Source organism: Laceyella sediminis (genome assembly GCF_003003125.1).
In the GTDB taxonomy this organism is placed as follows: Bacteria; Bacillota; Bacilli; order Thermoactinomycetales; family Thermoactinomycetaceae; genus Laceyella; species Laceyella tengchongensis.
On the sequence record NZ_PVTZ01000007.1, the window covers coordinates 115,005 to 139,490 of the forward strand.

The 24,486-nt window shown below is 49.2% G+C and carries 27 protein-coding genes; 10 read left to right on the top strand and 17 right to left on the bottom strand.

Going from position 1 to position 24,486, the window contains the following annotated elements:
• Window positions 1-122: 122 nt before the first annotated feature.
• Window positions 123-1,763 (bottom strand): peptide ABC transporter substrate-binding protein, encoded by a 1,641-nt coding sequence (locus CLV36_RS09980; RefSeq protein ID WP_106342582.1) that lies wholly within the window; start codon window positions 1,761-1,763, stop codon window positions 123-125.
• A gap of 328 nt (window positions 1,764-2,091) precedes the next feature.
• Here CLV36_RS09980 and CLV36_RS09985 point away from each other — a divergent pair, with 328 nt between their 5' ends.
• On the top strand, window positions 2,092-2,460 hold the full coding sequence (locus CLV36_RS09985; protein WP_106342583.1) for a DUF3899 domain-containing protein: 369 nt from the start codon (window positions 2,092-2,094) through the stop codon (window positions 2,458-2,460).
• On the opposite strand, the gene CLV36_RS09990 is transcribed toward CLV36_RS09985, so the two are convergent.
• The 4 genes from CLV36_RS09990 to CLV36_RS10005 all read right to left on the bottom strand — a co-directional run bounded on the left by CLV36_RS09990 (window position 2,457) and on the right by CLV36_RS10005 (window position 5,762).
• On the bottom strand, window positions 2,457-2,696 hold the full coding sequence (locus CLV36_RS09990) for a YuzB family protein (RefSeq protein ID WP_181352972.1): 240 nt from the start codon (window positions 2,694-2,696) through the stop codon (window positions 2,457-2,459). The two genes, CLV36_RS09985 and CLV36_RS09990, sit on opposite strands and share 4 nt — an antisense overlap.
• 618 nt (window positions 2,697-3,314) lie before the next feature.
• On the bottom strand, window positions 3,315-3,677 hold the full coding sequence (locus tag CLV36_RS09995) for a cupin (protein ID WP_022737795.1): 363 nt from the start codon (window positions 3,675-3,677) through the stop codon (window positions 3,315-3,317).
• Window positions 3,678-3,763: 86 nt separating this feature from the next.
• Window positions 3,764-4,858: a phosphotransferase gene (locus CLV36_RS10000; RefSeq protein WP_106342584.1), complete on the bottom strand. Its 1,095-nt coding sequence runs from the start codon at window positions 4,856-4,858 to the stop codon at window positions 3,764-3,766.
• Window positions 4,859-4,979: 121 nt separating this feature from the next.
• Window positions 4,980-5,762 carry an SDR family oxidoreductase gene (locus tag CLV36_RS10005; RefSeq protein ID WP_022737793.1) on the bottom strand — a complete coding sequence of 261 codons (783 nt, stop codon included), beginning with the start codon at window positions 5,760-5,762 and terminating at the stop codon, window positions 4,980-4,982.
• 129 nt (window positions 5,763-5,891) lie between these two features.
• Between CLV36_RS10005 and CLV36_RS10010 the strand changes: the two genes are divergently transcribed.
• Entirely contained in the window at window positions 5,892-6,410 is a 519-nt protein-coding gene (locus CLV36_RS10010) for a phosphatidylglycerophosphatase A family protein (RefSeq protein WP_022737792.1), read from the top strand.
• Window positions 6,411-6,458: 48 nt separating this feature from the next.
• Here CLV36_RS10010 and CLV36_RS10015 read toward each other — a convergent pair whose 3' ends face one another.
• From CLV36_RS10015 to CLV36_RS10035, 5 genes are all read right to left on the bottom strand, one after another.
• Complete coding sequence (locus CLV36_RS10015; RefSeq protein ID WP_106342585.1) at window positions 6,459-7,433, bottom strand: MBL fold metallo-hydrolase; 975 nt, start codon at window positions 7,431-7,433, stop codon at window positions 6,459-6,461.
• A gap of 22 nt (window positions 7,434-7,455) precedes the next feature.
• Window positions 7,456-8,223, bottom strand: a complete 768-nt coding sequence (locus tag CLV36_RS10020) for a TIGR01457 family HAD-type hydrolase (protein WP_054096463.1) — start codon at window positions 8,221-8,223, stop codon at window positions 7,456-7,458.
• Entirely contained in the window at window positions 8,220-8,951 is a 732-nt protein-coding gene (locus CLV36_RS10025; protein ID WP_054096464.1) for a class I SAM-dependent methyltransferase, read from the bottom strand. The genes CLV36_RS10020 and CLV36_RS10025 overlap by 4 nt, the downstream gene beginning before the upstream one ends.
• Window positions 8,952-9,250: 299 nt before the next feature.
• Window positions 9,251-9,907: a helix-turn-helix transcriptional regulator gene (locus tag CLV36_RS10030; RefSeq protein ID WP_106342586.1), complete on the bottom strand. Its 657-nt coding sequence runs from the start codon at window positions 9,905-9,907 to the stop codon at window positions 9,251-9,253.
• A 36-nt stretch (window positions 9,908-9,943) separates the two neighbouring features.
• Window positions 9,944-10,378, bottom strand: a complete 435-nt coding sequence (locus CLV36_RS10035; protein WP_022737787.1) for a DUF86 domain-containing protein — start codon at window positions 10,376-10,378, stop codon at window positions 9,944-9,946.
• A gap of 456 nt (window positions 10,379-10,834) precedes the next feature.
• On the opposite strand from CLV36_RS10035, the gene CLV36_RS10040 reads away from it, so the two are divergent.
• The 3 genes from CLV36_RS10040 (at window position 10,835) to CLV36_RS10050 (ending at window position 12,182) form a co-directional block, all read left to right on the top strand.
• Window positions 10,835-11,464, top strand: coding sequence for a MerR family transcriptional regulator (locus tag CLV36_RS10040; RefSeq protein WP_102991558.1), 630 nt, complete (start codon window positions 10,835-10,837; stop codon window positions 11,462-11,464).
• A gap of 171 nt (window positions 11,465-11,635) precedes the next feature.
• Window positions 11,636-11,905, top strand: coding sequence for a DUF3055 domain-containing protein (locus CLV36_RS10045; protein WP_022737785.1), 270 nt, complete (start codon window positions 11,636-11,638; stop codon window positions 11,903-11,905).
• 55 nt (window positions 11,906-11,960) lie between these two features.
• Window positions 11,961-12,182, top strand: a complete 222-nt coding sequence (locus CLV36_RS10050) for a hypothetical protein (RefSeq protein WP_022737784.1) — start codon at window positions 11,961-11,963, stop codon at window positions 12,180-12,182.
• Window positions 12,183-12,196: 14 nt separating this feature from the next.
• Here the strand turns inward: CLV36_RS10050 and CLV36_RS10055 are convergent, their stop codons facing one another.
• Entirely contained in the window at window positions 12,197-12,493 is a 297-nt protein-coding gene (locus tag CLV36_RS10055) for a YutD family protein (protein WP_106342587.1), read from the bottom strand.
• Between the two features lie 119 nt (window positions 12,494-12,612).
• Between CLV36_RS10055 and CLV36_RS10060 the strand changes: the two genes are divergently transcribed.
• Window positions 12,613-13,299, top strand: coding sequence for a YhcN/YlaJ family sporulation lipoprotein (locus CLV36_RS10060; protein ID WP_054096469.1), 687 nt, complete (start codon window positions 12,613-12,615; stop codon window positions 13,297-13,299).
• A gap of 48 nt (window positions 13,300-13,347) precedes the next feature.
• On the opposite strand, the gene lipA is transcribed toward CLV36_RS10060, so the two are convergent.
• From lipA to CLV36_RS10075, 3 genes are all read right to left on the bottom strand, one after another.
• Window positions 13,348-14,250 carry a lipoyl synthase gene (lipA, locus tag CLV36_RS10065; RefSeq protein ID WP_245888340.1) on the bottom strand — a complete coding sequence of 301 codons (903 nt, stop codon included), beginning with the start codon at window positions 14,248-14,250 and terminating at the stop codon, window positions 13,348-13,350.
• Between the two features lie 113 nt (window positions 14,251-14,363).
• On the bottom strand, window positions 14,364-15,407 hold the full coding sequence (locus CLV36_RS10070; RefSeq protein ID WP_342748014.1) for a FecCD family ABC transporter permease: 1,044 nt from the start codon (window positions 15,405-15,407) through the stop codon (window positions 14,364-14,366).
• Between the two features lie 5 nt (window positions 15,408-15,412).
• Window positions 15,413-16,426 carry a FecCD family ABC transporter permease gene (locus CLV36_RS10075; RefSeq protein WP_054096472.1) on the bottom strand — a complete coding sequence of 338 codons (1,014 nt, stop codon included), beginning with the start codon at window positions 16,424-16,426 and terminating at the stop codon, window positions 15,413-15,415.
• A gap of 193 nt (window positions 16,427-16,619) precedes the next feature.
• Here CLV36_RS10075 and CLV36_RS10080 point away from each other — a divergent pair, with 193 nt between their 5' ends.
• From CLV36_RS10080 to CLV36_RS10090, 3 genes are all read left to right on the top strand, one after another.
• Entirely contained in the window at window positions 16,620-17,585 is a 966-nt protein-coding gene (locus CLV36_RS10080; protein ID WP_106342588.1) for an ABC transporter substrate-binding protein, read from the top strand.
• A 138-nt stretch (window positions 17,586-17,723) separates the two neighbouring features.
• The gene (locus CLV36_RS10085; protein ID WP_106342589.1) at window positions 17,724-18,791 is read left to right on the top strand and encodes a M23 family metallopeptidase; all 1,068 of its coding nucleotides are present in this window, start codon (window positions 17,724-17,726) and stop codon (window positions 18,789-18,791) included.
• Between the two features lie 332 nt (window positions 18,792-19,123).
• Window positions 19,124-19,876: a MerR family transcriptional regulator gene (locus CLV36_RS10090; RefSeq protein WP_106342590.1), complete on the top strand. Its 753-nt coding sequence runs from the start codon at window positions 19,124-19,126 to the stop codon at window positions 19,874-19,876.
• Between the two features lie 51 nt (window positions 19,877-19,927).
• Here CLV36_RS10090 and bcaP read toward each other — a convergent pair whose 3' ends face one another.
• Together bcaP and CLV36_RS10100 are read right to left on the bottom strand one after the other, a co-directional pair.
• Window positions 19,928-21,313: a branched-chain amino acid transporter BcaP gene (bcaP, locus tag CLV36_RS10095; RefSeq protein ID WP_106342591.1), complete on the bottom strand. Its 1,386-nt coding sequence runs from the start codon at window positions 21,311-21,313 to the stop codon at window positions 19,928-19,930.
• A 158-nt stretch (window positions 21,314-21,471) separates the two neighbouring features.
• Complete coding sequence (locus CLV36_RS10100) at window positions 21,472-21,708, bottom strand: glutaredoxin family protein (protein ID WP_106342634.1); 237 nt, start codon at window positions 21,706-21,708, stop codon at window positions 21,472-21,474.
• Between the two features lie 159 nt (window positions 21,709-21,867).
• Between CLV36_RS10100 and CLV36_RS10105 the strand changes: the two genes are divergently transcribed.
• On the top strand, window positions 21,868-23,628 hold the full coding sequence (locus CLV36_RS10105; RefSeq protein ID WP_106342592.1) for a UbiD family decarboxylase: 1,761 nt from the start codon (window positions 21,868-21,870) through the stop codon (window positions 23,626-23,628).
• A gap of 46 nt (window positions 23,629-23,674) precedes the next feature.
• Here the strand turns inward: CLV36_RS10105 and CLV36_RS10110 are convergent, their stop codons facing one another.
• The gene (locus tag CLV36_RS10110; protein ID WP_106342593.1) at window positions 23,675-24,055 is read right to left on the bottom strand and encodes a hypothetical protein; all 381 of its coding nucleotides are present in this window, start codon (window positions 24,053-24,055) and stop codon (window positions 23,675-23,677) included.
• Window positions 24,056-24,486 lie beyond the last annotated feature (431 nt).

A 24,486-nucleotide genomic window follows, 5' to 3' on the forward strand; every position in this document is an offset into this window, starting at 1 on the left:
TATTTGTAAAGAGTTATGTTTTGGGAAAATACATGGAAGCATGTCAATAGCAAAAGGCGGATTCTCTTAAGAGAATCCGCCTTTTGCTATTGACAAAACCGAAAAATACTAGTAAAACGGGCCTATTTCTTGTCTTTAACAATATACGCCCATTTCAATGTATAACTTGCGCCAGTCGCGTGACGATATAAGTCTTTCACCTTAGGCTTCTGGATATACGCCTTTGATGCATAAAACAGAGGAACAAATCCCGCTTGCCCTTCACCTTGCACATCTGTAAGAATTTTTTCAGCCTCAAGTAAGATTTTAAATTGCTGCTTGGCGTCCGTCGTATTCTTGGCTTGCTCAATCAACTGGTCATATTTCGCGTTTTTAAATCCCGAAAAGTTCATTGGATTATTTGACTGCCAAATCTCGAAATGGCTGATCGGATCATCATAATCCGCAGTCCAAGTCAGCATCCCCATATCATAATCGCCACGGCTTAAGCGATCTACATGGATTTTCCACGTGGGAGCGTCCAGTTTAATGTCCCAGCCCAATTTTTTTCTGAGCTGATCTTTGATATTCACGGCAACATCCCGTTTGGCGGTCGAATCATAACTAACCATGACCACATTGTTCGGCGGAGCGGAAAGATTCAATTCGCTCAGCCCTTGTTTAAACAGCTCTTTTGCTTTTGCCACATCCGGTTTGACGATTTCCCCGTTGACGCGGAATGAATTGATACCTTCACCCGACAACGTAGGAGGAATCAGCGCTCCAGCCGGTAATGAACCGTCTTTCATGATTTGCACCATTTCTTCGCGATCCAGTGCGAGCGTAATCGCTTTGCGGATCTTTTCATTCCGGAAAAAAGGATGCTTTTGGTTCAGCATGATAAATACGGTTGAAGCCTCTTTAACTTCCAAGTAATCAGGCGTTTGCTTGAAGGCGTCCACAAAAGCCTGGTTCAATAAAGCGGTGTCCAATTGGTTGGAATTGTACAAGTTGATGCCTTGTGCCACATCTTTGATGATGTGGATGTCCACTTTAGTCAAGCTGACGGCGTTCTTATCCAAGTATTTCTCATTTTTGACCAATTCGACTTTTTGCTGAGTCCAACTGGATACGACAAACGGACCGTTATAAACCATGTATTCCGGTTTGAGACCGTAATTCTCTTTATATTTTTCAACAATGTCTTTTCGCTGAGGCAGGTATTCCACATGTGTTGTCATATTGATAAAGTTAAGCGTGGGTTTTTCGAGTGTAACGACCAGCGTGCGATCATCTTTCGCTTTCACGCCCACTTCATCAGCACTTGCTTGGCCACTGTTGAAACGCGCGGCATTTTTGATCGGGAACAAGATATATGCGTATTCCGATTTGGTTTTCGGATCCAAGGCCCGCTTCCACCCATATTCAAAGTCATACGCTGTAACGGGCTTGCCGTCGCTCCACTTGGCATCTTCATGAAGATAAAAAGTATACACCTTCTTGTCTTCACTGATGTCGTAGCTGGTTGCCATTCCCTCTTCCGGTTTTTTCTCTTTGCCCAAACGCATGAGTCCTTCTTGTACATTGTTCAACACGCTCATGGTTGGTACGTCTTTCGCTTGCGTGCTGTCCAGCGTAGTCAGCTCTCCGGTGTCACTCAAGCGCAAGATCTGATTATCACTTAGTGAAGAACCTTCTTGTTGATTGTTGCTCACACCGCATCCGGCAAAGATCACACTGGCGGAGAGGATCATCCCCACAATCCCATTCCATTTTTTCCACATCAGCGCTAAGCCCCCCTTTATCAAACGAGGGCATGTCTGGTGAATAGGCTAGCAGCTCCAAAACTGTTTTCTCGCTTCGCGCGTGACGAGGCACGCACCTGGAATAGGTTTTTCCACCGCTTATACCCACCAACTTCAATTACCAAACATGCCCTAGCTGGTTAAATCTTGTCAGATTATTACGTTAACTAATGGAATAACTCGTTTTTGACTTGTATATTATAAATGAATCAGTTGTAATAGGAAAGATTATATTCTAATAATAAATGTTGAGCGTCATATGTTTCACAGTTCATTCATACTTCAGCGATGACAAAGGAGAATCACATTGCGAGTAAATAACCCATTTATTCTAACACTGATCGGGATTGTCCTGGGCTTGGGATTGCTGAAATTCACAGCACAAGCGGAGCGTATGGCCTGGATTGACCACGCCTTCTTGCTGGGCGTCGGCTGGCTCGTCGTGTCCGCTTCGCTGTTCGTGGTGCGTGGAGGTTTTTTCCAATCGTTTGCGGCCAATTTCAAAAAGTTCAACAGCTGGCTCTATCCAGCCGGCGCAAGTGAAGTAGATCGTGAAAAAGAGAGCGCGGTTAGTCGGAACAAAACCCATGCCTGGATGCCGATCGTGATCGCCGTATCCATGATGCTCGGGATCTTTTTTATCGGGCTCTCCCTGCTTTTGCTTTATACTGTCTAATCCTGATCAGAGATCCGATCCATGATTTTGGCAAGCAATTCCTCTGACGTGGCGCCTTCCACCACTTCTTTGTTCACCAAAGCGAAGAAAGTGTTGGCGCATCGGCCGCAATATCCCAAACAAGCTTCGGCGCGCATGGTCATGTTGGGGTATTGCCGGCCTTTTAATTGATTGTACGCATCAATGGCCCCGTCAAGCAAGCTGGCTGTACAAAATGCGACGGTCACGGTTTTCATCTGATTCCCTCTTTTCTTTGGGTCGAAAAACCCTTTTCTTTTGACCATGTTTAACCCAACGCACCTAGTCGAATACACCTATTTTTCGAATGATTTAATAATTATTGATTTTATATTTTAATTTTAGTCGGCTTGAATAAATATACAAACATCTTAAGCCGGGGCGAGGAGTGATAACTTCTCTTTTTGGCAATTACGTGAACAAAGAAGCATGCTTTTTTAGAACGTTGGTCACCCTTATGCTTTCACCAGATGAAGTTTTCTACTTAGATTGGCACGTCGAACCAGGGCATGTCCTGCAGTGGAAAGACCTCGTTCCTCGGTGTTTATCGGGAGAGGCACCGCCTTATATGTGTTAACACAAAAGCACAGACACGCCCCAAGAGACCTGTCCAAAGTCAAGCCGGCTCCTCTTCCCTAGGGCGTGTCTGGCGAATCAAGTTGGTAGGGAAGAAGCGCCGGAAAAACCTTTTCTCGAGGAGCGCCGATGCACAAGTGAAGCGAATGAGAAAATAGTTTTGGAGCCGCTGGCCTATTCATCAGACACGCTCTAGTAGAAATGGAAAACTGATTGCGAAGATTTAGACAGCTATGGGCCATTTGAGAGGAAATCTGAGCTTACTTTTGAGCAACCAAAGAAAATTTGCCTGGATTGACTGTTTTCCCTTCAACCACAAAAGCCATCATTCCGTCATCTGATCCCACTTCATGCCACTCGCCTTCTTCCCAATAAATTGCATCCCCCATCTCTACAAAGACGGGGGCTGAGGCGTCGCTTCGCACCCACCCTTTTCCTTGGACAACGATGAACAATCGATTCGCCACCGCGGGGTGCAATCCGATCAAGCCGGACGGTTGCACAAAAAAACACCCGACTTGGACAAAACCGTTGGTGCTCAAAACAGGATTGACAAACGCATTATGGCTATCGAATTTATCTATACGCTGCACTAAATGGGTATTAAATCGAAAAATCCGCACAACCTACTTCTCCTTTACCCTTGATGTCCTAATACTTTATATTATAGGAATTTAAAACTGAAAAGAAAACAACCCATTTAAATGGGTTAGATTTCATTTCTTATCCAATCTAATTGCGGGATGGTGAATCCCATTTTTTCTTTTATAACAGAATGATACATCTGCATCAGGCCCAATTTCTTTTCCTCCATCTGCAACAAGGGTTGCACGCGTTGAGCGGCATCCTCCATGGGCAGGGTCTGATTCAGGTAAGTGTTCTCCAATAAGTGAATTAACCGCTCAGGATATAAGAGCCTAGCGTAAATCAACGCAAATTCTTCTTGCGAGCACTTGCTCACCGTTTGATACCCTTCTAACACCGCTTCCACGATTTCCCGACTTCCCGTGCGGCCATATGCGTAAAGGAGAAGTTGAGCCACATCTGTCGCCCTGATGTCCAATGCCATTTCATTCCAATCAATTAGGTGCAGCGTACCTTTGGCGGTTTCTAAGATGTTGGCCTGGCGCAACCGTTTGTGGCATATCTTCCCTTGTGCGCTCGATTCGGCCGCCAACTTGTCGCCGCCAATCTTATCATAATACTGCAACAAATTTTCCATCATCCCAATTGTGTATCGGGAAATGTCGAGCCAAACCCGGTCTAACTCATTGGGTTGCACCGTCCACTTGGCCGCAGTCTGAAAGATGTTCAGATGTTGCAAATCCCTCTCCCACCGGTCTTGCCACTGGCCGATCCACTCATAATCCTCGTGTTTCCCGGTCGGGTTGAAGCCTTTCGACGCCTGGTGCACCCGGCTCACATGCCGGGCCACCCGCATCCAGTCTTCCTTGTCACGCAACCGGGCGGCATCCCCGTCAATCCAAGGTAGCAAGACATAGCGGAAGCGATAGCCATCAATCTGCAACCGCCCCTTTTTTGTGCGAACTGGCTTAGCCAGAATAGCCGCATCCCTGTCAACCTGATTCAGATAGGCGGCCGCCTCATCCACCAACTCCCACCGGTCTTGCTCCTTCATACGCACCCGTTTCAACACATACGCGCCACGGTCGGTCACCAGTTTCAATACCCCACCCACAGGATGGGCTCGCGTTACTTTCAGATCATAATGATGGTTCAATAAGTCGAGCAATCTCTCTTCACCAGTCAATTCTGCCAGTTTTGTGATCCAGTTTGCAGACACACTCCCTCACCTCTCGTCAATCCATGATATGTGCCCGGTGTGGGAATGTTGCCTAGGGCATCGGTATCTTATGTAACTTGGACAGATAGGAATCTGCCAAAGACATTTGCCCATCCGACGTTTATGGCTGGTTGCGTTTAGAAACAGGATGAATTACATCCAGCCCTCCCGTCACTTGGATCATGTTGCCAGTCACAAAGTCAGACGATTCTTGGAGCAAGAATTGGACAGCCTTGGCTACATCTTCGCCGGAGCCCGGCCGCCCTCGCGGTGTTTCCTTATCAGTAAGCGCAGCCGCTTCGATGATGGTCATCTCTTTCTTCTCACCGACGATGTCGCCCGGACAAATCATATTGACAGTAATGCCAAACGGCGCTTCCTCTACAGCCAAAGATTTGGTAAAGGATACTAATCCCGTTTTGGCGGCGGCATAGACAGAGCGATCCGGCCAAGCCGGCGCTTCCATCGCGCGTCCAAACCCAAACAATATGATGCGCCCCCATCCGGCCTGGCGCATATGCGGCAAAACGGCTCTTGTCGACCACATGGCGCTCAACAAGTTGCCCGCGATCAGGTCCTCGATCTCCTCCGGGGAGTGTTCCACAAACCATTTCCGCTCACGAATGAAGGGGCCCACGGTGTGTATTAGGGCATCCACTCGCCCAAACCGCGCCATCGTCTCCTCCACCACCCGCTCGATCTCGGTCCGGTTCTTCACATCACCCGCGCTGATAAACGCCCGGACGCCGTACGCCTCGCATTCCGCCCTCAGTTTGCTTATTTTATCCCCTTCGCGGCGGCTGTTTAGGCACAGATGCCACCCCGCCGCCGCCAGTGTGCGGGCGATCATGCTTCCTAATCCGCTTGAACTCCCCGCGATAAGGGCAACTCTCTCTTCACTCATCAGGACTCATCCTTTCTCTTTATACAACATAATTATTTCTTGTATGGTTAAGAATAAACAAAAGTTCGATGTTTTCTTGTTGTATATAACACTTTTTATATAAATGATGGTTTGGAAGGTGAACTTGCCATGAGAAAAAACACCGCGCAGCCCTGTTCAGAAAAAGAGATTTACGACTTTACCCTGAACCTGATCAAAGAGCGAGGGGTTGAGTTGGAAGAGATAGCGGAACTGACTATGTATCTGCAAAAAGATTACTATCCAGACATCACCCTGGAGGAGTGCCTTAGTCATATCCAACAGGTGCTCCACAAACGCGAAGTCCAAAACGCCGTGATGACGGGAATCCAGCTCGATGTACTGGCCGAAAAAAATTTGTTGGAAGGCCCTTTACAAAAATTGATCTTGCACGATGAAAGCTTGTACGGAGTGGACGAGATTTTATCGGTCGCCATATTAAATGTATATGGAAGTATCGGCTTAACCAATTACGGGTTTATTGACCGCGTGAAACCAGGGGTTCTCGCCCGGCTCAACAATAAGCAAAGCGGGAAAATCCACACCTTCCTTGATGACCTCGTCGGGGCGATCGCCGCTTCCGCCGCCGCCCGCCTGGCCCACAATCGAAAATGCGCACAAGAAAAATAAAGACCTGATCGGATCAGGTCTTTTCTTTGCAATAAGCAATTAACCCGCTTATGCGGCACACGCCATATAATAGGCGATCCCGTCTCGTTCCTCAACCGAGAGTTCACCCCGGATTCGCAAATACTCCAAATGCGCCAATGTCTCCGACAGAGCAAACCGGAGGTTGTGAATGTTATGATTGGAGCCAAACTGATGTTGGCACACCTCAAACGCTGTGGCACCCGCCTTTTCCACCACAAACGCTTTCATTTCGCGCAAGCGGTCAGCATGATGCTTCTCCAACATTTCGATCCGTTCGGCGTAATGATCAAACACCGGCCCATGCGAAGGAAACACCCGACTTACTTCCAGCTCTTTCATCCGCGCGAGCGTGGTCAGATAATTATCGAGGGGATTGGGATGACATTCCGGCCACAAGCTGATGTTGGGGGTGATCTTCGGCAACAAGAAATCTCCACCGATCAGCCACTTCCGATTAGGGTCATAGAAGCTGAGATGCCCGTCAGCATGACCAGGCGTATGCAGGACCTCATAGTTCACATCCCCCATACGGATCGTTTCTCCCGGTTCCAGCAAAGTCACCTGCGGATGGGGCTCCACCCATGGATGGAAACTGCGCAAATGCGCTGGGATTTGGGAAACCCATTCATCCGGCAACCCATGAAAAGCAAAAAACGATTCCATCGTTTCCGGCATTTGGCTCTCTCTTCCAAAGAAAAGTTGCGCTTGCTCATGGTCAATCTGGGACAGATAGACAGGGGCCCCCGTCCACTGTTGCAATGTCCCCGCTAACCCATAATGATCAGGGTGGTAATGGGTTAAGACAATTTTCTCCACATCCGCCCATTTCCAATCGGCTGCGGCTTGCGCCTCTTGCCAAGCCTGCACATCCATGTCGATATTTAAGCCAGCGTCTACTAAAGTCACCCCAGACGATCCTTTGATGATATACGCATTAATCGTTCGCAAAGCAAATGGCAGCGGCAACGGAACCTGATAGATGTCTCCCCATCGATGATTCATCCCTTACTCCCCTTTTTAATGTTTAAGTTTTGATCCATTCGCGAAGATCTGTCACTTCAAAGGTAGCCCGCACCGACGAATTCTGAGCCATCTCCCGGGTAGTAATTCCTGTATACACCAACAGTGTGTCAATTCCACTTCGTGCACCCGCCAAGATATCGGTTTCTAGGTTGTCACCAACCATCAACACCCGTTCTGGGGGCACACCAAGCGCTTGCAAAGCGTACCGCATAATGATCGGTTCCGGTTTGCCAATGAATGTCGGCTCAATCCCCGTCGCATAACCGATCGCCATCGCCAGCGATCCGCTGCCCGGGAACAGGCCCGCTTCCGTCGGCAAAGCCCGGTCGGCATTTGTCCCGATGAAAGCCGCTCCAGCACGAATGCTCAAACATGCGGTTTTCATCTTGTCATATGTAAACGACCGATCCAATCCCGAAACCACCGCTGCCGGACGCTCGGCAGTCAACTCAATGCCCTGATCCTGAAAAGCTTGCAACAATCCCTCCTCGCCAATCACAAACGCCGACGACACCTTCAGCTCCTCTTTGACATATTGAGCCGCGGCCATAGCCGAAGTGTACACTTGCTCTGCTGTCGCTGGAAATCCAAACTTCCGAAGCTTTTCAGCCACTTGCTCGGGAGTACGCGTCGAATTGTTCGTCAGGTACAGGTATGGTATGTCCTGTTTGTTAAGCCACTCCATAAATTCAAGGGCACCCTCGATCAATTCGGTGCCACGGAACAGCGTTCCGTCCAGATCTATCAAATAACCTTGGTAATCTCTCATTTGTCCACACAACCCACCAGTATCATTCGTTCACTATCCTTAGCATACGGATCACCAGCAAAATTGCCGTACGCCTTTTGCACATGTAAGCCAGCTTGCTCCATCCATTGCAGGAGCCGTGAATATTCGATCATTTTCACGCGCTCCTCATACTCTCTCGTTCCCCGTTCGTCGGTGATGGTGATATGTTTGCACACAAACTCTCCGTCAATCCATCGCTCTTCCCGAATGGAGACATTTTCCTCTTCCCTGACGCTGAGCGGCACCAACGAGCGTTCCACCGCAAACCGATTCAAAAAATCGATCACAAAATGCCCTTGCGGCTTCAAGATGCGATGGATTTCTCCCAACACCTGAAGATTATCCTCATCTTCTTCAAAATAACCAAATGAAGTGAACAGGTTCAGAACCACATCAAACTGATTATCGACAAAAGGCAAATTTCTCATATCCCCTCGGATAAAGGGAATGGCCAAACCTTCCGATTCCCTAACAGCATGGGACAATAGCGTCGACGACAGATCCAGCCCCACCACAGAGAATCCTTTACGCGCCAAAGCGATGGTGTGCCGCCCCATCCCGCAACACAAATCAAGGATCAACTGTTTTTTTCGCAACGGAAGCCATTCTTCAAGCTTCGCCACTTCTCGGGAGGCATCTTGTCTGCTGCGATGTTTATAAACCGTCAAATAGTCCTCGCCAAAACTCTTCTCATACCAATTCGACATGATGTCCCCTCCTGATCATTTCTCATTGATTGTACCATTTGCTGCATGAAAAGAAAAACGACACGCTAGACGCGTGTCGCAAGCTTGGTACCCAAGCGAATCCGGAGCGATGTTTGGATCTGTTGTTTTGCGGCCGCAGAAAACAAAAAAAGCGGCTCCGCTGCCGAATGTAGGACAGCGGGCCTCACCGCTTTTAATCATTGGGCTAGCAAACATCTCGCTACTATAAAGGTTTATACGCATCCGTCGCAAACCCCGCACCTCAAACCTCTAATGCCTAATTGAACGCAGGAAGGCAATCACGAAAGGGGTGCGTTTTCGCTCCGCTCTTTCTGTTTGATTCGGAAAACGCAATGTTGCCCGCCTTTTGCTTGACACTCCGGCCGTTCCACCCGGGCGTCCAGCATGCGTTCGAACCAGTTGAGCTCGCATTGGCATGCATGGTTGTATTGGTTGGCCACTTGAAAAATAGGGCAATTGTATTCAATCAGCTCATAACTGCCGTCAGGCAGCTCTTCCACTTTCACCATATATCCTTTTTGATCTTGGATCTCGGCCAGTGTGCGCACTCTTTCACTAAAATCTTTCCCAGCGAAATCCATTTGATGCGCCTCAGCCAAACGCTCTTCGCGATTGTTGAATAGCTGGTCGACCAGCTCCGACCCAAAATTTTTTTCTAAATCGTGCAATAAATCGATGGTAAAGTTCGAATAACTCTTTGGGAAGTGTTCATCCGACTTTTCAGTCAGGAAGTATTGGCTGGTTGGTCGGCCCATAGCTTGTCTCAATAGCCGTGCTTGGATTAGCCCATCCCGTTCCAAAGTATTGATGTGGCGCCGCACGGCCATTTCTGTCACCCCTAGACGCTCGGCCATTTCCCCGACGGTCAGCGGTCCTTCCATTTTCAACATCAACAAGATTTGCTTTCTGGTTGAACCCGCCTCGCTCACCTGCATCACCTTCCTTTCTCCTCGTTCTCTCTCTTCCGAGATTTATGCCAAACAATCGGCTCCCAATTCTCGTTTCAAATAAGATTCTACTTGCGCGCTGAATGAAGTGTACCAATCCACATCTTCCAGCACTGGGCGCACTTCTGTCCAAGTGACCTTATCATAATAACGCACAAGTCGCTCACGAAGTTGCACATGATTTTTCAACTTATTTGCCACATTTGTTGAGATGACCGTTTCGTCCAATAAAATATCTACAATATCCAAATATCCGCCTGGGTCCCGCATAATAAATCCATCTATCATCACGCTACCAATGTCGATCATGCACTCCACCGCCAGGTGCAGGGCGCGCTCAACCGCGAATTTTTCTGTAAGGCCGGTCGATTCCGGATGGATGCGTCGCAAAACTTCTTGGCATTGTGCCAAATAATTAAGTTGATTCTTTATTTGCTTTACATTTACATCATACACCATTTATTTGATCCCCCTAATTTGGAAAATGCCGTTTTCTTGACATTCATATAGAATTATAAGCCATGCCCGGAACAAATGAAAACCATTACATCAGGGCGGCACGCCGGCCTCTAACAGGCTTCCCCGTCGAAAGGGCCAAAGCTGGACAACCTGTGACATCATCATGACAGGCTGGCGATGAAAAATATTTGACCACGGTGACAACATCGCCGTGAATGAATCGAGTTGTTTAATCGACATGTACCAAGCCCAGCGCGGCTTGTTATACGTGATAAACCAGAAAAGATGGTACCGGCTATCCCATTCCCCCTCAGTTGCGTGTCGTCGACGGTCATGTTTATTTATCAGGCAACAACACTAGTTTTGTCATCTCATGACTTCCTTTGTCTCAGTTGAAGGAAATGGCTGGAAATGGGCGAAATCGTAGGAAAACACTAATTCATGGGAGGGTAAAAGATGGCACAAGCGGGGTGTATCTCTACTAAAGAAGCGGCTGAGCGCTTGAAAATACACGCTCGCACCGTCCGCAATTGGATTGATACCTTTCAAGAATATATCGGTCCCAATTGGAACGAGCGAGGACACTATGTTTTATCCGAAGAAAGCTTTGCCCGTTTGCTTGACATTAAACAGCGGTTAAATGATTCCAATAAAACCTTAAAGCAAGTCCGGGAAGAATTGATCCTTGAAGGGAAAATCTCGCTCCCCCAGCCAGCCGCACCGGCGGCTTCCCCTAGCCCCAATTCGGAAACCACGGAAAAAATGTTTCAACACCTGCTGGAAACCATTGACAACGTGGGAGGGTTGGTTGAGGAATTGTATGAGCGCATGGAACGCATGGAAAACCACATGACCGACTTGTTTGAATCCTTAGAGGGCATGGAGCAGAAAGTGTTGACCGTCAGCTATGATTCCATCTCGGCCAACGAAGTACAACAAATGTTTGACGAAGTCCGCAAGAAACAGGATCAATTGCGGATTGAACTACGCAATGTCTCATTCACCCAACGCCTGACTGCCGCGACGAGCGAGTATGGCTTATTGCCACGCCGGCAGAAAAAATCGCGTTTTTTCGGTCTCTTATAAATGATTCTTGTGGTTGATTAAAAATGTTTTTCGAGTGAAAAAGGCGCGGCGTCAAAGCCCCAAAGCCATTTTCCTTGCCGCATCCGGGTGCCTTCGCTAGACACCCGCGCTTTCAGGTCGTAGCGACAGCCGCTATAATGGAGGAAAATGCTTCTAAAGGGGTTTATCGCAATGTCTAATGATTGGATGTTTTTATATGATGACACCAAAGAAACCCGAACCCGGTTTGTCAGCTTCATGGGAGAGACAAGCCGGTTTGATTTGGCGATCACAATGACCGACCGTTTTTACGGCAAGTTACTCGTGCTCAACCTATTGTCAAACCGCTTTGCCATCATCGGCCAAGATGACTTGGATGAGCCCGGCTATCTTGAGCACGCCTACCAATTGTCCGAAGAAGAAGCCAATGAGCTTCGGCAGTTCTTAGCAACCATGATTTAACAAGCATATCCTCCCCCGAACCATCTTATCTTAAAGTCAAGGGGGGAGAGCATTGATGACATCCTCAACCGAAAGAATCCAACCCGAAGAATTTCCGGACGGCCCCTACGGCGCAGCACACAATCAAAAGTTGGGCAAATCAACGCCATGGGAACCGGGACAACAAATCCACTCCGCCTTCACATATGAAATGCGGGAGTTTCACGAAGGCTTGGAAAGAGACTACCCGGGCAGCCATCCCCGTCATGATGAACCAGAAGAGCCAGCTCAATCGTAGAGCTGGCTCTTCCCTCACTTCGTTTCTTTCTTATCCGCCATGCGCTTCAACACAAAATAGGCACATCCGAAATTGCAAAATTCATTAAGATATTCCTGAAGATAGCTGATCCGCGTCTCCGTCGTAGCCTTTGCATGCTGATCAGAAAAAAACCCCTTCAACCTCAACTGCCCATAGCCCCAATCTCCCACCACATAATCATATTTGCTCAAAATGTCGCTATATCTCCGCCGAAAAGCCTCCGCGTTCCAACCTTCGCGATGATTGGTCAACAATACATATTCCAAACCATATATCTGAATACGTTCCATGAAGATCAACCTTTTCTATTCCATTTCTCCATTATATGTTACCACATCCTGTAACAGGCAAAAACCTTCTGCATCATGAAAATGGATTTGGGCACCTTAGCAAGTAGGAGGTGAAGAAAATGAAACGCTGGGTATACATTATTCTCGCTTGCCTTCTTTTTATTCCTGCTTGTGCCAAAAACAACGGAAATCAACAGGGAATGGGTAACGAAAACGCGGGAGGCGGCGCTTTGAACATCAGCACCCCGGAACCGCTCTATCGTGAAGAAGGCCAGGAGACCCGGATCGGTCGCGTACGAAACGACACGATTACCGGAGAGGAAAACGCCGGGGGCGGCGGACAAAATGAAGTGGGATATTTTCGATATAATCCAGAACATTATCACAACAAGGCCGGCGCGACAACAAGCGTCTTCATAGACCGAGACTTGCTTGCCCGCCACATCTCGGAATTGGTCGCTTACCTTCCCAATGTCAAAACCGCCACCACTCTCGTCACCGATGACCATGTGTTCGTGGGAATCAGCACCAAAAACGGCAAAATGGACCGCAAAACAGTCAAAGAGGCTAGACGGACGGCCGAAAGTGTCACTCCCCGCTATTATCGGGTTCACATCACCACCAACCGCAAATTGGAGTCGCAAATGAACGACATCGGCATGCGCATGGTGGGCAATCACGACGTAGAAGGGGTCAAGGGCGATCTGGAACAACTCTTGCGCAAAATGGGAGACGAAACACCGCCCGACGTGAACGAATCCTTGTATCCGAACTCCTATCGCCAAATCAATCCGCAAATGAAGTAGTTTGGAAAAAGGACGACCCTTGTCACAAGAGCCGTCCTTTTTCTTTCGTTATTGCGCCAGCTTTTGTTGGTCATTTTCTTGCGCAGATTGCACTTGCTCATGGGCATGGTAAGAACTACGCACCAACGGCCCGGATTCCACATGCGAGAAGCCCATCTCAAGGCCGATTTCTTTCCACTGCGCAAATTCGTCCGGTGTCACATAGCGCTCAATCTTCAAGTGTTTTTTGGTGGGTTGCAGGTATTGGCCAATCGTGACGATGTTCACGTCATGCGCGCGCAAATCCCGCATCGCTTCAACCACCTCATCAAAGGTTTCCCCTACGCCCACCATGATGCTGGACTTCGTCGGAACATCTGGCTGCATCTCTTTAGCCCGTTTCAACAGCTCCAATGAGCGGTCGTATTTCGCTTTGGAACGAACCCGGTCAGACCGGCGGCGCACGGTTTCAATGTTGTGATTGAGGATGTCTGGTTTGGCATCCATCACCACTTTCAGCGCCTCCCAATTCCCCAGAAAATCGGGAATCAGCACTTCCACGCTAGTCAGTGGGTTCCGTTTGCGAACCGCTTTGATCGTCGCAGCAAAAATAGCCGCGCCTCCATCATTCAAATCATCACGGGCCACAGAGGTGACTACGACGTGCCGCACGCCCATCTGTTCCACCGCTTCAGCCACCCGCTCTGGCTCCGCCCAATCCAATTCCGTCGGTAGTCCCGTTTTTACCGCGCAGAATCGGCAAGCGCGTGTGCAAATATCACCCAAAATCATGAAAGTAGCCGTACGGTTAGCCCAACATTCGAAGATGTTCGGGCAACGCGCCTCTTCACACACGGTATGCAAGGTCTTGCTCCGCATCATCTTCTTCAATTCTTGGAAATTGTCGTTTGTGTTCAATCTGACTTTCAGCCATTCCGGCTTGCGTTCACGGGTCACATTGTTCTCTGACACTTCAATCCCCCCCAGGTTCAAACCACATCCGCCTATCTATATGACAAGTGATTCTCTGATTTTCAAATGTCCTCTTTATATTACCACAAAGATTAAAAACTAAGCCTATCCTCTTACGTCCGATTTCGGCTTTGGATGAGCAGATATATAAAATAGGGGGCTCCGATCACAGCTGTGAACACGCCAGCGGGAATTTCATGAGCCGCGTACAGCGTTCTTCCTAGCAAATCAGCCAGCATAACATAGATGCTTCCCAACAAGGCCGACGCGGGCAACAACGCGCCATAGGATGAACCTACCAACTTCCGGGCCGCATGGGGAGCAAGCAAACCGACGAAGCTGATCCCCCCTGCAAAAGCGACGGAAGCGCCTGTCAATGCGGTGCTTAAAAACAGGAAGAGCACCCGGTCACGATGAACACTCCCCCCCAGTCCCGTCGCCACCTGATCTCCCAGCTGTTGCACATTCAGGTGCCGGGCAAAAAAGAAGATCAACGGCAAAAAAATCGCCATCCACGGCAAAATGATCATCACTTGCTCCCAATTACTGCCATAGACGCTCCCCGTGATCCATGTTTTCGACTGCACAGCGCGAATCTCCGGCCCCAATAAAATGACCAAGTTGGTGAAAGCCTGCATAGCGGTGTAGAACCCGATCCCCAACAATATCAGGCGGAACGGAGTAATTCCTTGCTGCAATGACAACAAATACATAAGCAGAGCGACCACCATCGCGCCACCAAAAGCGGCTAGCGGAACCCAGTACAGCGGCACAACCAGGGAAGTCGCCCCGTCGCTGAAGAAGGTCAACACCGCAACAGCGGCAACGGTCGCTCCGCCAGTGATGCCAATCAAGTCAGGCGAAGCCAACGGATTGCGAATCACCGCCTGCAAAATGGCTCCAGACACCGCCAAGCCGGCACCGGATAAAAGTGCGATAAGCACACGTGGCAAGCGTAGCGTTTCCACTACCAACGTATGATAAGCATTCCCCCAACCCAAAAATACTTTCAACACATCTTGGGGAGCGATATACATGTCGCCGACCCCCACACTGACGCACACCACCAATAGCGCAATCGCGGCCAGGATGATCAGCGTCCACAGCGCCTTCGCTTCAACCAGCATGGAGAAACCCTTCACACGCCAAGACCACATCTTTTTCACGCCCGCTCACCTCCATTCCGCATAGCTAGGTAAATAAAGAACGGCGTCCCGATCAACGCGGTCATCACACCAACGGGGATCTCCTGCTGATTCATGATCAGGCGCCCGCTGATATCCGCCACCAGCAACATCGCTGCGCCATACACCAAACAATAAGGAAATACCCACCGATGATCTGTACCGACGGCCCAACGAACCATGTGTGGTACCACCAAGCCCACAAACACGATAGGACCAGCGACAGCCACCGCTCCGCCCGCCAGCAACACGATCACCACCGAGCCCATCAATTTGATGAACCCTGTCTTCACTCCCAAACCGACGGCGACATCGTCCCCCATCATCAAAATGTTCACTGCGCGGGAGAGCAAAAAGGCTAGAATAAATCCGGCAACCATAAATGGAAACACCGGCATCGCCAATTCCAAGCTACGTCCTTCCACTGATCCGGTTAACCAAAACAACAACTCTTCCAAACCTTTCTCATTCATGATGAGCAAGCCCTGGGTCAGCGAAGAAAACAACGCCCAAATGGCTGACCCGGCGAGTGTCAACTTGATCGGCGTCAATCCGCCCCGACCAGCCGACCCCAGAAAATACACAGCGAATGAAGCGATGGCCGCTCCTACAAATCCCAAACTCACCAATGAAGAAATCCCAGTCATGCCCCAAAAAGAGACGCCGATCACAATAAACAGGCTGGCGCCCGCATTGACGCCCAACGTTGCCGGAGAGGCCAATGGATTGCGTGTCAACGCTTGCATCATCGCGCCAGCGATAGCCAAGCTCCCCCCTGTCATCACCGCGATCAAGGTTCTCGGCACCCGGGTGGTCTGAATAATCAGATGTTGATTAGAACCATTAAAATTAGTAAACGAATCGATAACCACATCAAAAGGAATCCGCATAATACCGACACTGACACTCACAACCATCAACAGTCCAACAAGAAGGACACCACCAATGAGACCCGTCCACTTCCATCCCGGCGAATAGGCAAGTTCTTTCAAGTCAAGTCACCTTCGTTCCGTCATCAGTTCTTAAAATCAACTTTAGTCTATGGGAAGCATGAAAGCGTGTCAACGATGGTGAAAATCATTATCAAAAAGTGATTGACAATCCATGAACTGAAACGCTATAGTATAAGCAACGAAATAATGATAATCATTATCAATTACTCAGATCGAAAGGAGTATCATTCTCATGTCCGGACTGAAGCAACGTTTGATCCGATCTCTGCTGATCGTAAGCGCGATGATGATCGCTCTTGTGGGCTGTTCATCCTCTCCCGCCCCCAACAATGAGAAAACGGGGCAAACCCATACCATCAAACATGCCATGGGCACCACGAAAGTGCCGACCGAACCCAAGCGCGTAGTCGTTTTGACCAACGAAGGACTTGAAGCCCTGCTCGCTTTGGGCGTCAAGCCTGTCGGCGCAGTGGAATCATTTACCGAAAAACCCTTCTACAAACATCTGTTGCCTGAAACCAAAGGCGTCAAAACCGTTGGAACAGAGCATGAACCCAATCTGGAAACCATCGCTAGCTTGAAACCCGATCTGATTATCGGTAACAAAATGCGCCAAGAAAAAGTGTACAACCAGCTAAATGCCATCGCACCGACCGTATTCGCGGAAGAGCTGCGTGGTGACTGGAAAACCAACTTCAACCTGTACGCCCAAGCGGTAAACAAAGTAGAAGAAGGCAAAAAAGTGTTGGCTGATTACGATAAAAAAGTGCAAGAAGTGAAGCAAAACGCGGGTGACCTGTTGCAACAAAAAGTGTCCGTCGTTCGCTTCATGGCAGGTAAAACGCGCATCTACCAACAGTTGAGCTTCACCGGTGTCTTGCTGAAAGACGTGGGCTTCGCTCGCACCGAATTGGGGCAAAAGGAAGAATTTGCTCAAGAAATCTCCAAAGAGCAACTGCCGGATGCCGATGGAGACATCATCTTCTACTTCACTTATGATGTGGGCGATAAAAAAGGCGACGCTCAAGAGCAAGAAATGACAAACGATCCACTGTGGAAAAACCTGACTGCGGTCAAAAACAACCGCGCCTTCAAAGTGGACGATGTCATCTGGAACACAGCCGGCGGTGTGAAAGCCGCAATGCTGATGCTGGATCAGTTGAACAACATCGTGAATCAAATCAAAGTAGCAAAATAAGGTTGGTATGAAAAGCGGGTCCCGCACAAGATGGGGCCCGCTTCTTTTTATGCAGAAAATCCTTGCCCATCATCTTCCATCATGAAACGTCAATGAAAAAGAAAAACTATCTTTAAAAACTGACCCGTGGTGATAAATATGAAGAAGCAATGGATTATTCTCATCTGCGTGATTCTCATCGGTAGCGGAATACCCGAGCTCGCCGCGGCCGCGTCACCAACGCCAAAGGTCGACCCGTCGGTGCAAGCGCGGGCAAAGGAACGGCAAATCCTATATGAAACGATGCAAACCTTGACCGGAGTCCCATGGCCTTATCTAGCCGCGATGGATCAATATGAACAAAACTTGCGCCAAGAGTCAAAGAATGCAGGCCCACCGCCGCTCATCTCCATACAAGTCCCCCCATCCACATGGGCTGGCTTGATCAATCCTGACCAGGAAGATAAGCTACCGGATTCGATTTCCTTCTTTGGGGGCATCGGCAAAGACGGGGACGGAGACGGCGTCGCGGATCGGCGCAACCCGATTGACGTGTTGTACAGTGTCGCTTCCTACTTAGCAGAGAAAGGACACAAAGAAGAGCAAATCCGCGAACGGATCTGGGATTACTACCGCCATCCCACCACGGTGGATGTCATTACCCACATCGCCCGCATCTACAACAAGTTTCAAACCGTCCAACTCTATGATCGCTCTTTCCCCATCCCTCTGCGTTACAATTACACCTACCACAACACATGGGGAGACCGCCGCGGCTGGGGCGGATTACGCATTCATGAAGGGACAGATATTTTCGCCGATTACGGAACACCTGTGCTTAGCACAAGTTATGGCTATGTTGAACTGAAAGGCTGGAACCGCTATGGTGGGTGGCGGATTGGCATCCGTGACATTTACAATCGTTATCATTACTTTGCTCATTTGAGCAGTTTCAATAAAGGCTTGAAAAAAGGAAGCATCGTCAAACCTGGGGATGTGATCGGCTATGTCGGCTCATCCGGCTACGGTCCACCGGGCACCTCCGGAAAATTCCCTCCCCATCTGCATTACGGCATATACCGTTTCAACGGCCGCAACACTTACTCATTTGACCCTTATCCCCTCCTGCGCCGTTGGGAACGCGAAGCCTTCAAAAAGCGGAAGGAACGTAAAAAGAGACAAAGCCGCCAAACCTCTTCGACCACAACTTTGCAGTGGATCGATTAACGTATGCTGTTGCAGCAACAGCGGCTTTCCATGAAATCGGCTCCCATGTCGGGAGCCATTTTTTGACGAGCAAACTTTCTTTTTATTCATATCCTCCAGAACGACGATTCACGTCATCATCAAAAAAAGCCAACCGCCTAAATCGCAGTTGGCCATTGTTCCGGGGTACTATATTATTCGTTCCGACCTCCCCATTTATGGTCCCGAACCGGTTAAATAGGTTTCTTGAAACACGTGAATCGAATAGAAAAACTTTTTTTGCTCCAAATAGCCCCATGCGTATTGACCCTCACCCAAGAGGAGCCTTTAGAATCGCAAGTGAGGTGGAACGCATGCTGTATACAGTAAAAGAGCTCGCCCAATTGGCAAATGTGACAGTCAAGACACTTCATCATTATCACAAAATCGGTCTGCTGATTCCGCGCAAAATAAGCGAATCCGGTTATCGCTTGTACGGGCAACAAGAACTGGAACGATTGCAACAAATCCTTTTTTACCGCGAGCTGGATTTCCCCCTCAAAGAAATCACTAACATCTTGTCTGGTGAATCAGATCGGTTGTCCATTTTGCAGAACCAAAAACAATTGCTCATGGCGCGGCTGCACAGATTGACGCGCTTGGTTCAGACATTGGACGAATCGATTGATCACGCCTTGAAAGGAGAACCCATGGAACAATCAGCGATGTTCAAAGGATTTCGAAGTGAAGAAGAGTGGGAGATGGCGCTGGCGGAGCAAAACGAACATATCAAAGAAACATACGATTATGATTTGCTGGCCAGCAAGCCGATCGAAGTGGAGGCAATGAACGAGATGGCGCTGGAGGCTCAGCACTTTATGAACAGCATGGCATGTGCGTTGAGAGAGGGGCGCAAATATGACGACAGCCAAGTGAAAAAGCTCATCCGCCAACACATTGATTTCTTGAATGACCACGGGAAGGCCCTGACCGATGCCGACTTTGCGTCCCAAGCTCTTTTCTTTGTGCAGGACGATTTCCATCGCCACATGCTGGAGGAAGTGCAAACCGGCCTTTCTTATTATCTCTACTTTGCCGCCGAAGCCTTTGCCTCTGTTCAGCAATGAGCTAACCTATTGAAAAAAAGCTGTTGCCCGTCAAGGCAACAGCTTTTTTCGTCACTTCTTCTTGTTCAACTCCGAGTTGCGGTACCCATACACGAAATAGATGATTAAGCCCACCAGCAACCAGAGCAAGAAGCGTATCCATGAGGTGCCTGGCAATTTAATCATCAAAAATCCGCAGAACAGAATGGCCAGAATCGGCACCAACGGCACCAACGGCGTTCGGAACGCCCGCGGCAAATCAGGTTGCGTCTTACGCAGGATCATCACGCAGATCGACACCAGCACAAACGCCGCCAATGTCCCCAAGTTCACCAACTCGGACAATTCCTTCAACGATACGAACCCGCCCAAACATGCGGCAACCAAACCGAAAATCCACGTGTTGATGAATGGTGTGCGCGTTTTGATGTTCACTTTGGAAAACACTTTCGGTATCAGGCCGTCACGGGACATGGAGTAACCGATCCGCACTTGTCCGTACAGCATCACCAGCATCACCGTCAACATCCCCACTGTTGCCCCCACACTTACTAGGCCGCGCAGCCAGTCTTGCCCAGTCACTGAGATGGCAAAAGCGACAGGACTTTTCTCATGACCAGCAAATTCTTTGTATTCGACCAGCCCAGTCATCACCATCGTAGTAACTACATACAAAATGGTACAGATGGCAAGCGACCACAAAATGCCTTTGGGCAAATCCTTTTGCGGATTTCGCGTTTCCTCCGCGGCCGTGCTAACGGCGTCAAACCCGAGGAAGGCGAAGAAAATGACGGCTGCCGCTTGAAATACCCCTTCAAATCCGAACGGCATGAACGGCGTCCAGTTGTCCGGCTTGACGTAGAAGAAGCCGACCAAGATGAACAACACAACTACCAACAGCTTGAGAGCCACGATCAGGTTGTTTACCCATTTAGACTCTTTCACACCGATCGACACTAGCAACGTAATGAGCAAGACGATCAGGAATGCGGGAAGATTCATGATCCCACCCTCAATTGGGGTCATCAGCAGCGATTGGGGAATTTGGATGCCCAAGCCCATGACTAAGTCCGCAAAATAACCCGACCAACCAACTGAGACGGAACTAACAGCTAACAAATATTCCAAGATCAAGTCCCAGCCGATAATCCAAGCCATGAATTCTCCAACGGTAACATAACTGTAAGTGTAAGCGGAACCAGATACGGGAACGATGGAAGCGAATTCAGCATACGTCAACCCGGCGAACAGACAGGCCAGTCCGGCAATGATAAAGGAAAGAGTAAGTGCTGGACCCGCAGTCAACGAACCAAGACCCGTCAAAACGAAAATCCCTGTACCAATGATTGCACCAATGCCAAGCAGTGTGAGATCCCATGCCCCGAGTTCCCGTCGCAGTTGCGACCCTTTACTCAATTCTAAGGCATAATCCACACTCTTTTTGCGAAAGAGTTCCACAATGTTGCCCCCTTTTGAAATAATTAAAAAATTAAAATAATGCGGCAACTACATTGAATCCAATCATTTAGAATTGATGGATTGTTTATATATTATATATGAATCATGTATGAAAATAAATAATAAATCCTACCAATTACGGTAGGATTCTTCAAAAGTTAATCATTTTCTTCTTTTAACGCTTTTAAAATGGCATCCGGTTGCAAGCCGTGAATGGCTTGCCCATTCACCACAGTGACCGGCACCCCCAAAAACCCCATTTGTTTCACTTCTTCCAGATATTGTGGATTTTCGCTACAATCTCTCGTTTCATAAGGAATTTGGTAATCATTTAAAAACCGCTTGAGGACATTGCACTCAATGCAATGCGGCCGCGAATACACAATCACTGCCATCATCTGTTCACTCCTTTGCTTTTACTATACTATGTAATCTCCGCCCGCTCTATATTTTTGCGCATCTTCTTCGGTATAATAGGCCTAAGCAACCATTTGGCAATAGGGATGGCCACGTGGATGTGTTCATCTATGCTGCCAATATAGGAGAGATGTTTTGTGCACAAGAATTTACGCACGTTCATAGAGCAATTGCGCAATGAAAACGATATCGTAGAAATAGACGTTCCGGTTGATCCCCATCTAGAATTGGCGGAGATTCACCGGCGTGTCATCTCCGAGGAAGGCCCGGCGCTTCTTTTCACCAATGTAAAAGGAAGCGCCTTCCCTGTGGTCACCAATCTGTTCGGCACCTCCCGGCGGGTCGACCTCGCCTTTGGGCCGCGGCCGGAAACACTGATGCGACAAGCAGTGGACATGGTGCATAAACTGATGCCACCCACACCGAAAGCAATCTGGGGAGAACGGCAGCTGCTCTTGGAGTTGCTCAAGGTCGGCTTAAAATCCGTTCCCGCCTCGCAAGCGCCAGTGTTGGAAGCGCAACAGCCGCAGCCGGACTTGACCCAACTCCCGGTGATCACTTCGTGGCAAGAAGACGGTGGGCCATTTGTCACCCTGCCTTTGGTCTATACGGAACATCCAGAAACCGGCCAGCACAACTTAGGCATGTACCGCATGCAAGTTTTTGACGCGAACACGACTGGCATGCACTGGCAAATCCACAAAGGGGGCGGGTTCCACCATTTTGCCGCAGAAGAGAAGAACCAAGCGCTCCCGGTACGCGTCCATCTCGGCGGCCCACCTGCACTCATCGCTTCAGCCATCGCGCCAGCTCCTGAATTTCTACCGGAGCTCTTGCTGGCTTCCCTGATCATCGGCGAGAAGTTACCTGTTGTCCGTCCCGCCGATGGCGGTTATCCGTATATCGCGGAAGCGGAGTTTGTCCTGTCGGGGCATGTGCCGCCTCATGTGCGCCGCTTAGAAGGGCCGTTTGGCGACCATTACGGCTATTATTCACTGGCCCATGACTTCCCCGTCTTCAACGTCGACAGCGTCCATCACCGCAAAGACGCGATTTATCCGGCGACCGTGGTCGGCAAACCGCGCCAAGAAGATTATTATATGGGGGAATTTTTGCAGCGTCTCCTATCACCAGCATTCCCGATGGTGATGCCTGGGGTGAAGGCATTGTGGACATACGCCGAAACCGGCTTCCACTCCCTGGCCGCGGCCGTCGTCAGAGAGAGCTACAGCCGGGAAGCGTTGGCAAACGCCTTCCGCATCTTGGGCGAAGGTCAATTGACCTTAACCAAATTCCTCATGCTGACGGATCGCCCTGTCTCATTGGAGAATTTCCCCGAGCTCATGGAAACGATATTGGAGCGGTTTGACCCGGCGTGCGACCTATTTATCTTCAGCAACACCTCCATGGACACGCTGGATTATACGGGACGCCGCCTAAATCATGGTAGCAAAGCCGTGATGATCGGCACGGGCGAAGCCAAACGCAACCTACCTGCCGAATTCCACGGTCCCGACATGCACGGGGTAAAGCAAGCTGCCGTCTACTGCCGTGGGGCGCTAGTATTGGAAACCGATTCGTTTGTTGACGCGCCCGACTTAGCAGAGCGCTTATTGGCACAGCATCGCGAAGAGTTAAAATCATGGCCCATGATCTTCCTGGTCGATAACATCTCGGCCGCCTCCGGCCAATCTGCATTCCTGTGGACGATCTTCACCCGCTTTGACCCAGCGCATGACATCTACGCGCAAGCGGAATGGTCTCGCCACCACGCCCGCTATCAATTCCCGATCATCGTCGATGCGCGGATGAAGCCGGGCTATCCTGATGAGTTGGAAGTGGATCCGGCGATTAAGCAACTGGTTGACGAGCGCTGGAAAGAGTATTTCCGCTCATAAGACGAGCAAAAGTCCCCCTGGTCCAAGGGGGACTTCACTTTTTGCGCTACTCTTTTATTCGGAACAAGGAGATATCATTGGTCACATTGGCTTCAAACTCGGCACGGCTCGGGTCGATGAAATCGATCTCCTTCACATGGTCGGCTGCCAACAAGAATCCTTCCATATCTTCAATCGCGCCTTCTTTGATCTTCACGGACAACTGTTGCGCGATATAGCGAGCCAAGGAGCTGTCCGAACCTTCCCCGCCGATCTCCATGCCTGTCTCCTCTAAAAAGCCTGGATATCGCTTGCCTATCGCGATCGCGATCTGATATGCCGTAAACAGCGGCCGGCCGAAATGATGCGATTCTCCGCGATCATTCTCCACCGCTTGCAATACTTCCCTAATCTTGGCCTCCATCTCCCATTGATCCCATCTGCTCATGATGCCCTCTCCTTTTATGTATTTTTAATATTATTTTATCAAGAAATAATTATGATTTATATAACAAAAACGACACGGTGTTGTACAGCGGCTCCAAAACCGTTTTCCCATTCGCTTCACACGTGGCGAGGCTCTTCGGGAAAAGGTTTTCCACCGCTTATTTTTCAAACTTGATTTACCAGACTTAGGAATGGTGAATAAATAGGACAGCGGCTTCAAAACCGTTTTCCCATTCGCTTCACGCGTGGCGAGGCGCTCTTCGGGAAAAGGTTTTTCCGCCTCTTCTTCTTCTAACTTGATTTACTAGACTCAGGCATGGTAGATAAATAGGACAGCAACTCCAAATCCGCTTTCCCATTCGCTTCATGCGTGGCGAGGTGCTCTTCGGTAAAAAGTTTTCCACCGCTTATTTTTCAAACTTGATTTACCAG

Excerpts from the sequence above, each read along its gene's own strand:
- CLV36_RS09980 (WP_106342582.1), bottom strand. The coding sequence starts at position 1,763 with ATGTGGAAAAAATGGAATGGGATTGTGGGGATGATCCTCTCCGCCAGT.
- CLV36_RS09990 (WP_181352972.1), bottom strand. The coding sequence starts at position 2,696 with ATGAAAACCGTGACCGTCGCATTTTGTACAGCCAGCTTGCTTGACGGG.
- CLV36_RS10005 (WP_022737793.1), bottom strand. The coding sequence starts at position 5,762 with ATGAGTGAAGAGAGAGTTGCCCTTATCGCGGGGAGTTCAAGCGGATTA.
- CLV36_RS10010 (WP_022737792.1), top strand. The coding sequence starts at position 5,892 with ATGAGAAAAAACACCGCGCAGCCCTGTTCAGAAAAAGAGATTTACGAC.
- CLV36_RS10015 (WP_106342585.1), bottom strand. The coding sequence starts at position 7,433 with ATGAATCATCGATGGGGAGACATCTATCAGGTTCCGTTGCCGCTGCCA.
- CLV36_RS10020 (WP_054096463.1), bottom strand. The coding sequence starts at position 8,223 with ATGAGAGATTACCAAGGTTATTTGATAGATCTGGACGGAACGCTGTTC.
- CLV36_RS10025 (WP_054096464.1), bottom strand. The coding sequence starts at position 8,951 with ATGTCGAATTGGTATGAGAAGAGTTTTGGCGAGGACTATTTGACGGTT.
- CLV36_RS10030 (WP_106342586.1), bottom strand. The coding sequence starts at position 9,907 with ATGCAGGTGAGCGAGGCGGGTTCAACCAGAAAGCAAATCTTGTTGATG.
- CLV36_RS10035 (WP_022737787.1), bottom strand. The coding sequence starts at position 10,378 with ATGGTGTATGATGTAAATGTAAAGCAAATAAAGAATCAACTTAATTAT.
- CLV36_RS10040 (WP_102991558.1), top strand. The coding sequence starts at position 10,835 with ATGGCACAAGCGGGGTGTATCTCTACTAAAGAAGCGGCTGAGCGCTTG.
- CLV36_RS10045 (WP_022737785.1), top strand. The coding sequence starts at position 11,636 with ATGTCTAATGATTGGATGTTTTTATATGATGACACCAAAGAAACCCGA.
- CLV36_RS10050 (WP_022737784.1), top strand. The coding sequence starts at position 11,961 with ATGACATCCTCAACCGAAAGAATCCAACCCGAAGAATTTCCGGACGGC.
- CLV36_RS10055 (WP_106342587.1), bottom strand. The coding sequence starts at position 12,493 with ATGGAACGTATTCAGATATATGGTTTGGAATATGTATTGTTGACCAAT.
- CLV36_RS10060 (WP_054096469.1), top strand. The coding sequence starts at position 12,613 with ATGAAACGCTGGGTATACATTATTCTCGCTTGCCTTCTTTTTATTCCT.
- CLV36_RS10070 (WP_342748014.1), bottom strand. The coding sequence starts at position 15,407 with ATGTGGTCTTGGCGTGTGAAGGGTTTCTCCATGCTGGTTGAAGCGAAG.
- CLV36_RS10080 (WP_106342588.1), top strand. The coding sequence starts at position 16,620 with ATGTCCGGACTGAAGCAACGTTTGATCCGATCTCTGCTGATCGTAAGC.
- CLV36_RS10085 (WP_106342589.1), top strand. The coding sequence starts at position 17,724 with ATGAAGAAGCAATGGATTATTCTCATCTGCGTGATTCTCATCGGTAGC.
- CLV36_RS10090 (WP_106342590.1), top strand. The coding sequence starts at position 19,124 with ATGCTGTATACAGTAAAAGAGCTCGCCCAATTGGCAAATGTGACAGTC.
- CLV36_RS10100 (WP_106342634.1), bottom strand. The coding sequence starts at position 21,708 with ATGGCAGTGATTGTGTATTCGCGGCCGCATTGCATTGAGTGCAATGTC.
- CLV36_RS10110 (WP_106342593.1), bottom strand. The coding sequence starts at position 24,055 with ATGAGCAGATGGGATCAATGGGAGATGGAGGCCAAGATTAGGGAAGTA.